The organism is Rhizobacter sp. OV335 (assembly GCF_900142965.1).
In the GTDB taxonomy this organism is placed as follows: domain Bacteria; phylum Pseudomonadota; class Gammaproteobacteria; order Burkholderiales; family Burkholderiaceae_C; genus Rhizobacter.
The window spans coordinates 25,519-39,932 of record NZ_FRCQ01000009.1 but is presented as its reverse complement, the minus strand read 5'-3'; the positions used below and the strand labels follow the sequence as shown (position 1 = coordinate 39,932).

Here is a 14,414-nt window from a genome sequence, read left to right as displayed (position 1 = left end):
GGCATTGTGCCCAAGTTCTTCAGGGATCCAGCGTGCGCGGCTTGAAGCGCTTGTCGTCGTCGAACAGGAAGGTCTCGACGAACTTCCAGGGCTTGGGCAGCCGCGACACATCGCCGAACGGCGCGGCACGCTTGATCGCGTCGATCGCGATCTGCGTGGTCTCGGGCGCCTGGCCGGGGTAGCGCAGCACGTCGATGCGGCGCACGCTGCCGTCGGAATTCAGCTCGACCTCGAGCACCGGAATGGCCAGCAGGATGTCGGGCGGGCGGCTCATGTAGGTGCCGTTCGGGTTCGACGCCACCATGCGGCGCGCGGCCTGCAGCCGCACTTCGTTCCAGTTGCGCACCGGGCCCGGCGCGGTCAGCTTGACGAAGCCGCCGGCGGAGGGGGCGGGCGCGGCGGCCGCGGGTGCCGGGGCGGGCGCGGGCCGTGAAGATGGCGCAGGTGCGGGTGCGGGCGCCGGTGCCGGCGGCGGTGATGAACAGGCGGCCAGCACGGCGAGCATCGCCGCGCCCAGCCAGGCCCGACGCGATGGGTACTTTTCAATGAAGCGCACGATAGATTTCCTCCGCGAGTTCTCTAGAAATCCCGTCGACGGTGACGAGATCCTCCACGCTCGCATGGCCCACGCCACGCACGCCTCCGAAGCGCTGCAAAAGTTTCGCACGTTTCTTCGGCCCCACGCCGGGTATGTCTTCGAGCCGGCTGCCGCCGGTGCGCACGCTGGCGCGCCGCGCGCGCATGCCGGTGATCGCGAAGCGGTGCGCTTCGTCGCGGATCTGCGCGACCAGCATCAGCGCCGCCGAATCCTTGCCCAGGTAGACCTTCTCGCGGCCATCGGCGAACACCAGTTCCTCGAGGCCGACCTTGCGGCCCTCGCCCTTCTCGACGCCGACGATCAGCGACAGGTCCAGGCCGAGCTCCACGAACACCTCGCGCGCCATGCTCACCTGGCCGCGCCCGCCGTCGACCAGCACCAGGTCGGGCATGCGCACGCCGGCCGGCTCGCCGGAGTCCTTGTCGGCCAGCGCCGCGGCGACCTTGCTGTAGCGCCGCGTCAGCACCTGGCGCATCGCGGCGTAGTCGTCGCCGCCGGTCACGCCCTCGATGTTGTAGCGGCGGTACTGCGCGTTCTGCATCTTGTGGGTCTCGAACACCACGCACGATGCCTGCGTCGACTCGCCGGCGGTGTGGCTGATGTCGAAACACTCGATGCGGAATGTGTCGATGTTCTCCGGCGACAGGTCGAGTGCCTCGACCAGCGCACGCGTGCGCGCCTGCTGCGAGCCTTCTTCCGACAGCAGCCGCGCGAGCTTCAGCTGCGCGCCCTGGATGCACATGTCCAGCCACGCGCGGCGCGCATCGCGCGGCTGGTGCTGCGCGCTGACGCGGGTGCCGCTGTGCTCGGTCAGCGCGTCGATCAGCGTCTTGCTGACCGCGTGGCTCAGCACCAGCAGCGGCGGCACCTCGCTGTCGAGGTAGTGCTGCGCGATGAAGGCCTCCAGCACCTGCACCTCGGGCGATACGCGCGCGGCGTCGTCCGGCGTGTCGCCGTCGGCGGCAGTGCTCGCGATCTCGGTGGCGTCGTCGACATGCGCCGGGAAGTACGGCCGGTCGCCGAGGTGGCGCCCGCCGCGCACCATCGCGAGGTTCACGCAGGCCCGGCCGCCCTGCACCTTCACCGCGAGGATGTCGGCGTCCTTGGTCGACACGCCGGTGTTGTCCTCGACCGATTGCTGGTGCAGCACCTTCGACAAGGCCCCCAGCTGGTTGCGAATCTCGGCCGCCTGCTCGAACTGCAGCGCCTCGGCGTGCGCCATCATCTGCGCCTGCAGCCCGTCCATCACCTCCTGCTGCTCGCCGAGCAGGAAGCGTTCGGCATTGGCCACGTCGCGCGCGTAGTCGTCGGCGGCGATGTAGTCGACGCAGGGGCCGGAGCAGCGCTTGATCTGGTACAGCAGGCAGGGCCGCGTGCGGTTGTTGAAGACGGAGTCCTCGCAGGTGCGCAGGTGGAACACCTTCTGCAGCAGCTGGATCGATTCCTTCACCGCCCAGGCGCTCGGGTACGGCCCGAAGTAGCGGTGCCGGCGGTCGACCGCGCCGCGGAAGTACGCCATGCGCGGGAACGCGTGCGAGACGATCTTCAGGTAGGGGTAGCTCTTGTCGTCGCGGAACAGGATGTTGTAGCGCGGGTTGAGCGTCTTGATCAGGTTGTTCTCGAGCAGCAGCGCCTCGGCTTCCGAGCGCACCACCGTCGTCTCCATCCGCACGATCTTGCTGACCATGTGGCCGATGCGCGTGCCGCCATGGTTCTTCTGGAAGTAGCTCGAGACGCGCTTCTTCAGGTCGCGCGCCTTGCCGACGTAGAGCACCGCATCCTGCGCGTCGAAATAGCGGTAGACGCCGGGCAGCGCGGGCAGCGCCAGCACTTCGGCGAGCAGGTGCTCGCGGCCGGGATCGGCGGGCGATCCGGCATCGGCAGGTTCTTCTTCGGGCAACGACGTCGTCTCGTTCATCGCCTGCGATTGTGCCGCTGCCGATAATGGCCTGCATGCCGCACCTGCAATGGGATGTCTTCTGCCGCGTCGTCGACAACTTCGGCGACATCGGCGTGTGCTGGCGCCTCGCCGCCGACCTGGCCGCGCGCGGCGAACGGGTGCAGCTGTGGGTCGACGATGCGCGCGCGCTCGTGTGGATGGCGCCGGGCGGCGCGGCCGGCGTCGAGCTGCATGCGTGGCCCGAGGCCGAGGATGAGACCCGCCCGATCGGCGACGTGGTGATCGAGGCGTTCGGCTGCGAGCTGCCGCCGGCGGTGCTGGTGCGGATTGCAGAAGCGCCCCGCCAGCCGGTGTGGATCAACCTCGAGTACCTGAGCGCCGAAGGCTATGTCGAGCGCAGCCACCGCCTGCGCTCGCCGCAGATGCATGGGCCGGCGCGGGGCATGAGCAAGTGGTTCTTCTACCCCGGCTTCACCGCGGCCACCGGCGGGCTGCTGCGCGAACCGGGGCTGATGGCGCAGCACGAGGCCTTCGACCGCGCTGCGTGGCTGGCGGCGCAGCACGTCGTGCCGCGGCCGGGCGAGCAGCTCGCCAGCCTGTTCTGCTACCGCGTGCCGTCGGCCGAGGCCTTGCTGGGTTGCCTGGGCCAACAGCCAGCGCTGCTGCTGGTGCCTGGCACCGCGCCGCCGCTGCCGGAGCTGCCAGCGTCGGTTCGCGTGCAGCCCCTGCCCTATCTCACGCAGCCAGATTTCGACCGCCTGCTGTGGGCCTGCGACCTGAACTTCGTGCGCGGCGAGGATTCGCTGGTGCGCGCGCTCTGGGCCGGCAAGCCCTTCGTCTGGCAGATCTATCCGCAGGACGATGGGGTGCACGACGCCAAGCTGCAAGCCTTCCTGGAGCGCTTCGCGGCCTCAGCGGACATCCGCGCGGCGTGGCACGGCTGGAACGACCTGCAAGCCCCTTCCGCCGTCGGGCCTGATCGCGCGTCCTGGCAGGCCCAGTGCCTGAATTGGCGCCAAGACCTGCTCAACCAGACCGACCTCGCCGGTCAGCTGCTGTCTTTCGTCTCCGAATCACTATAAAATCGCCGGCTTTGCGCGTTCTGGGTGATCGAAATTCCGGCGCGCGCCGATCTAGACGCAACACCGCGCAACACCGCCCCACGGAAACCGTTATGAAAATCGCACAGGAAATTCGCGCAGGCAACGTGATCATGCACGACAAGAACCCGATGGTCGTGCTGAAAACCGAATACAGCCGCGGTGGCCGCAATGCCGCCACCGTGCGCATGAAGCTCAAGAGCCTCTTGAACAACTCGGGCACCGAAGTCGTCTTCAAGGCCGACGACAAGATGGACCAGGTCATCCTCGACAAGAAGGAGTGCACCTACTCCTACTTCGCCGACCCGATGTACGCGTTCATGGACGCCGAGTACAACCAGTTCGAGGTCGAGTCCGAGAACATGGGCGACGCAGTGCAGTACCTCGAAGAGGCAATGCCGGTCGAAGTGGTGTTCTACGACGGCAAGGCCATCTCGGTCGAACTGCCGACCAGCCTGGTGCGCGAGATCACCTACACCGAGCCGGCCGTCAAGGGCGACACCTCGGGCAAGGTGCTGAAGCCGGCCAAGCTGGCAACCGGCTTCGAGGTCTCGGTCCCGCTGTTCGTCGAAACCGGCGACAAGATCGAAATCGACACCCGCACGCACGAGTACCGCAAGCGCGTCTGATCCGCGCGGCCGGCACTCCCCCCAAAGGGCACCCTCGGGTGCCCTTTTTGCTACCGTCCGTGACCATGGGTTCTGCCGCTGGCTTCGACTTTACCGCCGTCACCGCGCCGTTCCGGATGCAGCCCGGCCTGCGCCGGCTCGCGCCGGGTGCGCCGCAGCTGACGCCGTCGCGGCCCGGGCAGCGCGTGCTGCGCGAGAAGCTCGCGGTGCTGGCAGCGTTCGCGCCCCAGGCGCTGCTGGCGGCGCCCGGCTTCGACGCCGCCCCTGCACTGGCGGCGTTGTGCGAGCACGCGGCCGCCGAGCATCCCGGCGCGTGGCGCCATCAGGCCGGCACGTGGCAGGCCCCGCTGCTGGGCTGGTCGCTCGTCGGCGACGAGCCCCGGGCCGACGGCGACGCGCTGCCCGAGGTCGGCCCCTGCCTGTCGGCGCTGCCGAGCGCCTGGCGGCTGCCGGCACTGCTGTGCCTCGCGTTCGCCGAAGATTTCGCGGTCATCGATGGCGACAGCGCCCGCATTCCGTGGCTCGCGGTGTGCCTGCCGTCGAACTGGGCGCCCGAGGAGAAGGTCGGCCGGCACTTCGCCGAGGTGCATGCGCCGGTCGCCGACAACCAGCTGCTCGTCAACGCCAGCGACCACCTCGCGCGGCTCGTCACGCAGGCCGATCGCTGGGAGCGCTTCGTCTGGACCATCACGCGCCATCCGCGGCTGCATGCCCACCCGGACCGCGTCGACCCGGCGCCCTGGTCGCCGGCGGCCAGCGCCGACGAGCTCGCGTCGCGCGCCTTCTTCCGCACCGAGCACCAGACCTTCATCCCGGTGGCCGGCCTGCGCCAGGCGGTGTTCACGATCCGCGTCGGCCTCGCGCCACTGGCCCAGGCGCTGGCCGACCCGGCGCAGGCGCGCCAGGTGCACGATGCGCTGTCGACGATGAGCCCGTCGGTGCTGGCCTACCGCGGCCTGACCGACGCCCGCGACCGCCTGCTCGACTGGCTCGCGCGGCGCGCCTCATGAACACCCACCCGCTTGCGGACGCCGCGCAGCGAGCGCTGCAGGTGTTCCTCGGCGGCAACCAGCTGCCGCAGCGCTGGCAGGGCCGCACGCGCTTCGTCGTGCTGGAGACCGGCTTCGGCCTCGGCAACAACTTCCTCGCCACCTGGGACGCGTGGCGGCGTGATCCGCAGCGCTGCGACACGCTGTACTTCATCTCGACCGAGCTGAACCCGCTACCGCACGACGAACTGCAACAGGTGCCGCGCGAGCCGGCGTGGGCCGCGCTCGCCCAGCAGCTCGAAGCCGCCTGGCCGCCGTTGACGCCCAACCTGCACCGCCTGCCATTCGAGGGCGGCCGGGTGCAGCTGCTGCTCGCGCTCGGCGACGCGCGCGACTGGCTGCCCGAGCTGGTCGCCGAGGTCGATGCGTTCTACCTCGATGGCTTCGCACCGGCGCGCAACCCCGACACCTGGGACAGCCGCCTGCTGAAGACCCTCGGCCGCCTGGCCGCCCCGGGCGCGACGGTGTCCACCTGGAGCGCCGCGCGCGCGGTGCGCGACGGGTTGGTGACGGCGGGCTTCCAGATGGAACCGGCACCGGAGCTCGGCGGCAATCACGGCATCACGCGCGGCCGCTATGCGCCGGCCTTTGTGCCGCGCCGCGCGCCGGCGCGGGCTGCAGCGCCGTCGACCGAACGCCGCGCGATCATCGTCGGCGCGGGCCTGGCCGGCAGCGCCACGGCGGCTGCGCTGGCCGCGCAAGGCTGGCACTGCGAGCTGATCGACCGGCATGACAGCCCGGCGCAAGAGGCCTCGGGCAACCCGGCCGGCCTGTTCCACGGCATCGTCAATGCACAGGACGGCACGCATGCGCGCTTCAACCGCGCGGCCGCACTGGAGATCGCGCGCGTGCTGGCCGGCGCGCTGCACGATGGCGTGCCCGGCTCGCTGGACGGTTTGCTGCGGCTCGAGACCGCGCTGCCCGATGCAGCCGCGATGCAGGCCGTGCTCGACCGCGTCGGGCTGCCGGCCGCATACGTGCAAGCGCTCGATGCCGACGCGGCCGCCCGGCTCGCAGGCCTGGCGCTGCGCCACCCGGCCTGGTTCTACCCGCAGGGCGGCTGGGTGCGGCCCGACGCGCTGGTGCGCTGGTTCATCGCGCAGGGCGGCGAGCGGGTGCAGTGGCGTGGCGGCATGCAGATCGACTCGATCCAGCGCGATGACGAGGGCTGCTGGCACCTGAAAGACGCGTTGGGCGTGCCAATCGCCAACGCCCCCGTCCTCGTGCTCGCGAACGCCGGCGACGCGTTGCGGCTGCTCGGCCAGCCCGACTGGACGGTCGACGCAGTGCGCGGCCAGCTGAGCTTCGCGCCAGCCGCTGTCGATACGAGCTGGATCCTCCCCCGCATCCCGCTGGCCGGTGCCGGCTACCTGCTCCCGCCGATTGACGGCATGGCGGTGTTCGGCGCCACCAGCCGCGCTGGCGACATGGCACCCGAGCTGCGGCAAGCCGACCATGAGCACAACCTGGCGCAGTACCGGAAACTGACCGGGCAAGCCGCCCCGGTCGACGCCAGCGCGCTGCAGGGCCGCACCGCGTGGCGCTGGGTCGCGGGCGACCGCCTGCCGATCGTCGGCGCGGTGCCCGACCTGCAAGCCGCCGTCGCGCGGCCGATCGATCAAGTGCGCTTCGTGCCGCGCGTGCCGGGCCTGTTCGTGTTCACCGCACTGGGCTCGCGCGGCATCACCTGGTCGGCGCTCGGTGCCGGCGTGCTGGCCTCGTCGATCACCGGTGCGCCGGCGCCGCTGGAGAGCAGCCTGCTCGATGCCATCGACCCGGGCCGCTTCATCGCCCGGCAGGTCCGGCGCGACGCGCGCTGATCAGGGCCAGGTCGCGCGCAGCCAGCGCCGCAGTGCGGCCGCGGCGCGCGGGTGGTTCAGCAATTCCATGTGGCCGACGCCGTCGATCTCGACGCGCTCGACATCGCCGGCCAGCCCCGGATCGCCGGCACTGCCGGGCCGCACCAGCCCGTCGCCCAGCCCCGCGACGAGCCGCATCGGCACCGCCACCGTGCTCGGCGCCACACCATCGCGCAGGTCGCGGATGCCGCGGCTGCGCGCATCGGCCAGCCGGCTCAGCGGCCGCGTCATCGCCGACCAATCGAGCACCGACGACACCACATGTCCGGCCCGCTCCAGCGGCGCGCCACGGTGCGGCGTGCCCAGGCACACCAGCATCCGGATGCGACCGAGCCACGGGCTGCCATCGACGGACGCCTGCTCGCACGCCGAGCGTGCGACCAGGCCGCCCATGCTGTGGCCGACCAGCACGATGCTGCCCGCGCGCGCGGGCGCCGATTCGATGAATTGCGCCATCAGCGCCGACAGCGCGCGGCCGTTGTCGCCGATCGACAGCCCGCTGTTGTAGCGCAGGAAGAGCGGCGTCGCGCCGAACTCGCGCGCGACCATCGCCGGGTAGGAGTCGCCCTCGGAGGCGCGCCGCGCGACGGTCCAGCTGCTTTCGTCGCAGGCCAGGCCGTGGATGAAGACGCAGACCCGCTCGCCGGGCGACGCGCCCTCGGGCAGCAAGGCCATGCGCACCGCCAGCGGATTGCCGGCCGCCTGCAGCGCATCGCCGACGACACCGTTCAGCGCACTGCGCAGGGCCAGCTCGCGCGTGCCGGGCTGGCGTGTCGGATCGGTGAGGCGCTGCTCGGCATGGCCGGCCAGCGTGAGGACGGAGGCGCCGGTCTGGCGCACCGTCGCGTGGACCGCGGTGCTGAGGGTGTCGTGCACCCGTTGCACCCAGCGGGCCGGTGCCGCGATGACGGGCAGCTGCTGCACCGCCGAAAAAGCCTGGTCCGCGATCGCCTGGTGCATCTGCTGCACCTGGGTGGAGGTCGCCACGAAGCCGGCCTTCAGCGCAGCCGCGTAGGCGCCGGGGGCCAGCGGCGGCGGCGGCTTGCCTCGGCGAGCCATCGCAGGTGCGGCGCTCAGGGCGCCGGCTGGTTTCCGGTGCCGGAGTCTTGCGTCTGACCCTCGGCGGGCTCGTCCTGCCCGCCGTCGCCCGAACCCGGGCTGGTCTTGCGAAGCTCCTTCTCCTTCAGCTTCTCTTCCTTCTTTTTCTTCTTGCTCAGCTCGCGCTGGCGCTTTTCGAACGAGTAGTTGGGTTTGGCCATGGGCCGTCCTTTTTCAGCGGATTCGGAACAGGCCCGAGGTTACGCCCTTTTTGGGGGCGCCAGACGCCCGGGAGTGGATCAGAACGTCAGCGTCTTCACGCCCTGCGCGGTGCCCAGCAGGCACACGCCGGCCCGGTGGCGCGCGAAGATGCCGACGCTGACGACGCCCGGCCACTGGTTGATCTCGCGCTCCATCGCCATCGGGTCGATGAGTGCCATGCCGTGCACGTCGAGGATGCTGCAGCCGTTGTCGGTGACCACGCCGACGCGCAGCCGCGCGTCGCCGCCGAGGGCGCGCAGCCGCCGCGCGATCTGCGCCGCCGCCATCGGGATCACCTCGACCGGCACCGGGAAGCGGCCGAGCGTGTCGACCAGCTTCGATTCGTCGGCGATGCAGATGAAGCTTTTCGCGATGTCGGCGACGATCTTCTCGCGCGTGAGCGCCGCGCCGCCGCCCTTGATCATGAAGCCGTGGTGGTCGATCTCGTCGGCGCCGTCCACGTAGACGGGGATGCTGTCGACGGCATTGCTGTCGAGCACCGCGATGCCGTGCGCGCGCAGCCGCTCGGAGCTTCGCTCGCTGCTGGAGACCGCGCCGACGATGCGGTCCTTGATGCCGGCCAGCGCGTCGATGAAGCAGTTCACGGTGGAGCCGGTGCCGACGCCGACGATGCTGCCGGGTTGCACGTAGGCCAGCGCGGCCTGTCCGACGAGGGCCTTCAGTTCATCTTGGGTCATGGGCGGGTCGTGGCCAGGCACGCGTTTGAGACAATCCGCGATTATCCAAGACGCTGCTGTCCGCACTCCATGGCCCTGGTCCCCTACGCCCTCACCCGCCCCTTCCTGTTCGGCCTCGACCCGGAGCAGGCCCACGACCTGACGCTCGGCGCGCTGGCGCGCCTCCAGCGCACGCCGCTGATCTGCGCGGTCGCGCAGCCGCGGGTCGACGATCCGGTGACGGTGGCGGGCATCCGCTTCCCGAACCGCGTCGGGTTGGCGGCGGGGCTCGACAAGAACGGGCGCTGCATCGATGGCCTCGCGGCGATGGGTTTCGGCTTCATCGAGGTCGGCACCGTGACGCCGCTGGGCCAGCCGGGCAATCCGAAGCCGCGCATGTTCCGGCTGCCGCAGGAGAATGCGCTGATCAACCGGCTGGGTTTCAACAACCAGGGGCTGGCCGCCTTCATCGCCAACGTGAAGCAGGCGCGCTTTCGCACGCAGGGCGGCGTGCTGGGGCTGAACATCGGCAAGAACGCCGCGACGCCGATCGAGCGTGCGGTCGACGACTACCTGCTCTGCCTGGACGGCGTGTACCCGCATGCCGACTACGTGACGGTCAACATCTCGTCGCCGAACACCAAGAACCTGCGTGCGCTGCAGAGCGACGAGGCGCTGGATGCGCTGCTGTCGGCGGTGCAGGCGCGCAAGCAGCAGCTGGCGCAGCAGCATGGGCGCAGCGTGCCGGTGTTCGTGAAGATCGCGCCCGACCTCGATGAGGCGCAGGTCGGCGTGATCGCCGCGACCTTGAAGAAGAACGCGATCGACGGCGTGATCGCGACCAACACGACGATCGCGCGCGATGCGGTGAAGCACTTGCCGCATGGCGAGGAAGCCGGCGGCCTGAGCGGCGCGCCGGTGCTGCAGGCGTCGAACCGGGTGATCGCGCAACTGCGCGCAGCGCTGGGTGCCGGCTACCCGATCATCGGCGTGGGCGGCGTGCTGAGCGGCGCCGACGCGCAATCGAAGATCGCGGCCGGCGCCGACCTGGTGCAGCTCTACACCGGGTTCATCTACAAGGGGCCCGAGCTCGTCACCGAGGCGGCACGGGCCCTGAAGCAGAAGGCGTAGCCCTCAGAGGATCGGCACGCCGGTCTTCTTTTGCAGCTCCTCGCGCGACACGCCCGGCGCGATCTCGACCAGCTTGAGCCCCTGCGGCGTCACGTCGAGCACCGCGAGGTCGGTGATGATGCGATTCACCACGCCGACCCCTGTCAGCGGCAGCGTGCAGGCCGGCAGGATCTTCAGGTCTTCGCTGCCGTCCTTCTTGCGCGCGACGTGCTCCATCAGCACCAGCACGCGCGCGACGCCGGCCACCAGGTCCATCGCGCCGCCCATGCCCTTGACCATCTTGCCGGGGATCATCCAGTTGGCGAGGTCGCCCCGGTCGCTGACCTGCATCGCGCCGAGGATGCTGAGGTTGATCTTGCCGCCGCGGATCATCGCGAAGCTGTCGTGCGAACCGAAGATCGACGAGCCGGGGATGGTGGTGACGGTCTGCTTGCCGGCGTTGATCAGGTCGGCGTCGACCTGGTCTTCGGTGGGAAACGGGCCGATGCCGAGCATGCCGTTCTCGCTCTGCAGCCAGACCTCGATGTCGCTGCGCACATGGTTGGCCACCAGCGTCGGCAGCCCGATGCCGAGGTTGACGTAGAAGCCGTCCTGCAGCTCGGCGGCGGCCTTGGCGGCCATTTGGTCGTGGGTCCAGGCCATGCTCAGCTCCCTGCCTTTTCAGTGATGGTTCGCTTCTCGATGCGCTTCTCCGGGTGCGCATTCAGCACCAGGCGGTGCACGTAGATGCCCGGCAGGTGGACCGCATCGGGATCGAGCGCGCCGGTATCGACGATCTCCTCGACCTCGACCACGGTGATCTTGCCGGCCATCGCGACGGCCGGGTTGAAGTTGCGCGCGGTGCGGCGGAACACCAGGTTGCCGCTGCGGTCGGCCTTGTGCGCCTTCACCAGGCTCACCTCGGGCAGCAGTGCGCGCTCCATCACGTAGACGGCGCCATCGAACTCGCGCGTTTCCTTGCCTTCGGCCACCAGCGTGCCGACGCCGGTCTTCGTGAAGAAGGCCGGGATGCCGGCACCGCCGGCACGCAGCTTCTCGGCCAGCGTGCCCTGCGGCGTGAACTCGAGTTCGAGTTCGCCGGCCAGGTACTGGCGCTCGAACTCCTTGTTCTCGCCGACGTAGCTGGAGATCATCTTCCTGATCTGGCGCGTCTCGAGCAGTTGGCCGAGGCCGAAGCCGTCGACGCCGGCGTTGTTCGAGATCACCGTGAGGTTCTTCGCGCCGCTGTCGCGCAGCGCGGCGATCAAGGCCTCGGGAATGCCGCACAGCCCGAAGCCGCCGACGGCCAGCAACTGGCCGTCACGCACGATGCCTTTCAGGGCATCGGCGGCACTGGCGTACACCTTGTTCATGGAGCGTCTCCTGCGCAATGGAAATCAGCCGGGAAGCGTACTACGTAACGCGTTACGTAGACCGCAACGGCGGTACGTAGAAATGACTAGGTTCTTCACCTGAGGAGAGCCGGCACCGGGCATGCCGATTGCCCCTCGTTCCGCCGCCTTGCGCCACCGTTGACCACCCAAAGGAGATCGCCGCGATGAACATCCACGCACTTCCCCGCTTCGTCGGTCTCCTGCTCGCCGGACTCGGCCTGGCCGGCATCGCTCACGCCGAGGAATACGGCAGCGCATCGTTCACGCTGGACCCGCTCTCGCTGACCTCGCTCGCGCCGACGCCCGATGCGCCGCGCTTGCCCGGCAGCGTGGGCACGTGGTGGACGGGCAACTGGGTCAACTCCTCGTTGTCGAGCGGGCATGCGAACGGCGACAACGTGCGCCACGATATCCAGTACCCGATTCAGAACGGCCTGGACTTCAGTCCGCCGTTCGGCGTGGGTGTCCGGCAGCAGCCGCCGCTGCCCGGCTCGGTGCTGTCGACCGAGGCGCATTCCGGGCCGAGCCATCTCGGCGTGAGCTGGCGGACCGACCTGCCGACCGACACGGCCGACACCGAGATCACCTGGTACCGCGCCTTCAAGCTGGATCCCTATGCGTCGCTCACGCTGTCGGGCATCGCGACGCTCACCCGAAGCGACTATCACCCGCTGACGACGGACTTCCGGACCGACACCGTCAACGACGAGTACTACCACGTCGCGACGCTGAGCGTGCGCGACGAGCAGGCCTACCGGCACGAGGTCTCGCTGCAGGCATGGATGCTGAACCGGGATCCGTTCCACAACGATGCCGGCTCGCAGGGCCGCGTGGCCAGCCCGGACGATTTCACCTACAGCGCCGACTCGTTCGGCGTGATGTCGCTGACAGTGCACAACAACAGCGCCCTGCCGCTGTTCGCGGCCTTCGAGTTGATCGCGTTGAGCAACCCGATGGCGGCCGTTCCTGAGCCGGCGGCCGCGCTGCTGATGGCACTGGGCATCGGGTGGGTGGGGTGGCGGCGGCGGCCCCGAGGTTCGTCCACGCGCGCACCAGCCGCCTGACGCCCGACTCCGTGGGCCCGGGTCTTCGCGCAGAGCCCCGGCCGTTCGCATCGCGAGACGTCGGCGAGGAGCTGCCCCAGCACAGTCGCTGGAGTGCAATGACTCCTGCCTGCCATGCTCTCCACCGTCCCTTCGCTTGACCGGCGCCCTTCCTACCTCGGGTACACGCAAATCAGCCAGTGGATCGACAGCATTGGCGACGAACTGCGCGCCGAAGAATTCGTGGCCGTGGCGGCGGTGCTCCGCGGGGGATTGTTCCCGGCGCAATGCGCGGCGTTCGCCACCGGCGCGCCGCTGTCGTTCATTCGATACGATCGCGGTCGACAAGAGGCATCGTGGCACGGCGACGCACCCCCGCCAGGTCGGCTTCTGCTGTGCGAGGACATGGCCGGCCACGGCCACACGCTGGTGAACTGTCGGGCGCTCGTCCAGCGCACCCACGCCGATCATCGGGTGCTGACGGTCGTCTCCGACGAGTTGTCGAGAATCCGGCCCGACTGGTCGATGCACCGCCCCCATGTGCAGACCGTGCTGCCGTGGGAGCGCGAGGTCGTCTCCACGCAGTTTCGCCGCGACTACTGGCATGAGGATGGCGCCCACGGCCACCACCCGATGGCGCCGGACCACTGCTATCGCAGCTGGGGCATCGATCTCGACGGGGTCCTTTGCGACGATCTTCCCGCGCAACGCTACGACACCTGCATGGATGCCGCGTTGAACGAGAGGGACGCGTTGCCGCGCGCGGCGAAGGCTCCGCCCCTGTCGAAGCGGCAGCATTGTGTCGTCACGGGACGGCCGCACACCGACCATGCGCGCACGCGTGCGTGGCTCGACAGTCGCGGCTATGCCAGCATCGACGTGCACTTTCGCGATCCGGCGCGGCACGGTCACGACGATCGTTCCATCGCCATCCACAAGGCCATGGCGGCCGAACGACTCGGCGTCACCGACTTCATCGAGTCATGCGTGCACCAGGCCGTTCTGATTTCTGCGCACGCGCCCCACATGAGAGTCTTCTGGTGGCGAAGCGGAGATCCGGTCCTGATCAATGCACACCCGTCCAAGGCGACGCTGGGCAGGTTCGAAACCGGCGTGCCGGCCGCCTGACCCGGGGCGCGGGAATCCGCCAGGCGGCCGACACCCACGCCGTACCATCCCCGCATGCCCACCCTCGCCCTCGCCCTCGACTACCGCACCGCCTTCGACCTCGCTCCCGTCGGCCTGGTGCTGTCGCGCAACCGCTTGATGGTCGACTGCAACCAGCAGGTGCTGGCGATGTTCGGTGCGGCGCGCGACCAGCTGGTCGGGCAATCGTTCGAGATGCTCTACCCCACGCACGAGGAGTTCGAGCGCACCGGCGAGCGCATCGTCGCGGCGCTCGACGCGAGCGGCTGGTATGCCGACGAACGCGTGATGAAGCGCGTCGACGGCCCGCAGCGTGGCGAGCTGTTCTGGTGCCACGTGTCGGGCCGCGCGCTCGATCCGGCGCAGCCGCATGCGGCCGGCATCTGGAGCTTCGAGGACCTGTCGTCGCGCCGCCGGCTGAAGGCCGAGCTGACGGCCCGTGAGCGCGAGATCGCCGCGCTGTTGATCGAGGGGCTCACGAGCAAGCTGATCGGCAAGCGGCTGGGGATCAGCCCGCGCACCGTCGACGTGTATCGCGCGCGGCTGATGCGCAAGTACGGCGCAGCGACGACGCCGGAGCTGATCTACAAGCTGCTGGCAGCCTGACGGC

Annotated in this window: 15 protein-coding genes; 8 read left to right on the top strand and 7 right to left on the bottom strand. The window is 69.7% G+C overall.

From position 1 onward, the window contains the following. Positions 1-19 precede the first annotated feature (19 nt). Together BUE42_RS32145 and uvrC are read right to left on the bottom strand one after the other, a co-directional pair. A complete protein-coding gene (locus tag BUE42_RS32145; RefSeq protein WP_143171445.1) occupies positions 20-556 on the bottom strand; it encodes a hypothetical protein in 537 nt (178 codons plus the stop codon). Further along, complete coding sequence (gene uvrC / locus BUE42_RS11535; RefSeq protein WP_073465258.1) at positions 543-2,516, bottom strand: excinuclease ABC subunit UvrC; 1,974 nt, start codon at positions 2,514-2,516, stop codon at positions 543-545. Before uvrC ends, BUE42_RS32145 begins: the two co-directional genes overlap by 14 nt. 26 nt (positions 2,517-2,542) lie before the next feature. Here uvrC and earP point away from each other — a divergent pair, with 26 nt between their 5' ends. The 4 genes from earP to mnmC all read left to right on the top strand — a co-directional run bounded on the left by earP (position 2,543) and on the right by mnmC (position 7,096). Continuing rightward, the gene (earP, locus tag BUE42_RS11530) at positions 2,543-3,580 is read left to right on the top strand and encodes an elongation factor P maturation arginine rhamnosyltransferase EarP (protein WP_143171457.1); all 1,038 of its coding nucleotides are present in this window, start codon (positions 2,543-2,545) and stop codon (positions 3,578-3,580) included. Between the two features lie 92 nt (positions 3,581-3,672). Then, a complete protein-coding gene (gene efp / locus BUE42_RS11525; protein ID WP_073465257.1) occupies positions 3,673-4,227 on the top strand; it encodes an elongation factor P in 555 nt (184 codons plus the stop codon). 65 nt (positions 4,228-4,292) lie between these two features. Continuing rightward, positions 4,293-5,237, top strand: a complete 945-nt coding sequence (locus BUE42_RS11520) for a heme-dependent oxidative N-demethylase subunit alpha family protein (RefSeq protein WP_143171444.1) — start codon at positions 4,293-4,295, stop codon at positions 5,235-5,237. Next, a complete protein-coding gene (gene mnmC / locus BUE42_RS11515; RefSeq protein ID WP_073465255.1) occupies positions 5,234-7,096 on the top strand; it encodes a bifunctional tRNA (5-methylaminomethyl-2-thiouridine)(34)-methyltransferase MnmC2/FAD-dependent 5-carboxymethylaminomethyl-2-thiouridine(34) oxidoreductase MnmC1 in 1,863 nt (620 codons plus the stop codon). The genes BUE42_RS11520 and mnmC overlap by 4 nt, the downstream gene beginning before the upstream one ends. Here mnmC and BUE42_RS11510 read toward each other — a convergent pair whose 3' ends face one another. The 3 genes from BUE42_RS11510 to rpiA all read right to left on the bottom strand — a co-directional run bounded on the left by BUE42_RS11510 (position 7,097) and on the right by rpiA (position 9,132). Continuing rightward, positions 7,097-8,194, bottom strand: coding sequence for an alpha/beta fold hydrolase (locus BUE42_RS11510; RefSeq protein WP_073465254.1), 1,098 nt, complete (start codon positions 8,192-8,194; stop codon positions 7,097-7,099). It lies immediately after the preceding gene. 14 nt (positions 8,195-8,208) lie between these two features. Beyond that, a complete protein-coding gene (locus BUE42_RS11505) occupies positions 8,209-8,394 on the bottom strand; it encodes a hypothetical protein (protein ID WP_073465253.1) in 186 nt (61 codons plus the stop codon). Between the two features lie 78 nt (positions 8,395-8,472). Beyond that, positions 8,473-9,132 carry a ribose-5-phosphate isomerase RpiA gene (rpiA, locus tag BUE42_RS11500; RefSeq protein ID WP_073465252.1) on the bottom strand — a complete coding sequence of 220 codons (660 nt, stop codon included), beginning with the start codon at positions 9,130-9,132 and terminating at the stop codon, positions 8,473-8,475. Positions 9,133-9,201: 69 nt separating this feature from the next. Between rpiA and BUE42_RS11495 the strand changes: the two genes are divergently transcribed. Next, on the top strand, positions 9,202-10,242 hold the full coding sequence (locus tag BUE42_RS11495) for a quinone-dependent dihydroorotate dehydrogenase (RefSeq protein ID WP_073465251.1): 1,041 nt from the start codon (positions 9,202-9,204) through the stop codon (positions 10,240-10,242). 3 nt (positions 10,243-10,245) lie between these two features. Here BUE42_RS11495 and BUE42_RS11490 read toward each other — a convergent pair whose 3' ends face one another. Together BUE42_RS11490 and BUE42_RS11485 are read right to left on the bottom strand one after the other, a co-directional pair. After that, the gene (locus tag BUE42_RS11490) at positions 10,246-10,884 is read right to left on the bottom strand and encodes a 3-oxoacid CoA-transferase subunit B (protein WP_073465250.1); all 639 of its coding nucleotides are present in this window, start codon (positions 10,882-10,884) and stop codon (positions 10,246-10,248) included. Between the two features lie 2 nt (positions 10,885-10,886). After that, positions 10,887-11,594: a CoA transferase subunit A gene (locus tag BUE42_RS11485; protein WP_073465249.1), complete on the bottom strand. Its 708-nt coding sequence runs from the start codon at positions 11,592-11,594 to the stop codon at positions 10,887-10,889. Positions 11,595-11,779: 185 nt separating this feature from the next. Between BUE42_RS11485 and BUE42_RS11480 the strand changes: the two genes are divergently transcribed. The 3 genes from BUE42_RS11480 (at position 11,780) to BUE42_RS11470 (ending at position 14,410) form a co-directional block, all read left to right on the top strand. Then, the gene (locus BUE42_RS11480) at positions 11,780-12,679 is read left to right on the top strand and encodes a PEP-CTERM sorting domain-containing protein (RefSeq protein ID WP_073465248.1); all 900 of its coding nucleotides are present in this window, start codon (positions 11,780-11,782) and stop codon (positions 12,677-12,679) included. Positions 12,680-12,793: 114 nt separating this feature from the next. Beyond that, on the top strand, positions 12,794-13,786 hold the full coding sequence (locus tag BUE42_RS11475) for a phosphoribosyltransferase (RefSeq protein ID WP_073465247.1): 993 nt from the start codon (positions 12,794-12,796) through the stop codon (positions 13,784-13,786). Between the two features lie 54 nt (positions 13,787-13,840). Then, complete coding sequence (locus BUE42_RS11470; protein WP_073465246.1) at positions 13,841-14,410, top strand: LuxR C-terminal-related transcriptional regulator; 570 nt, start codon at positions 13,841-13,843, stop codon at positions 14,408-14,410. The last annotated feature ends 4 nt before the right edge of the window (positions 14,411-14,414 follow it).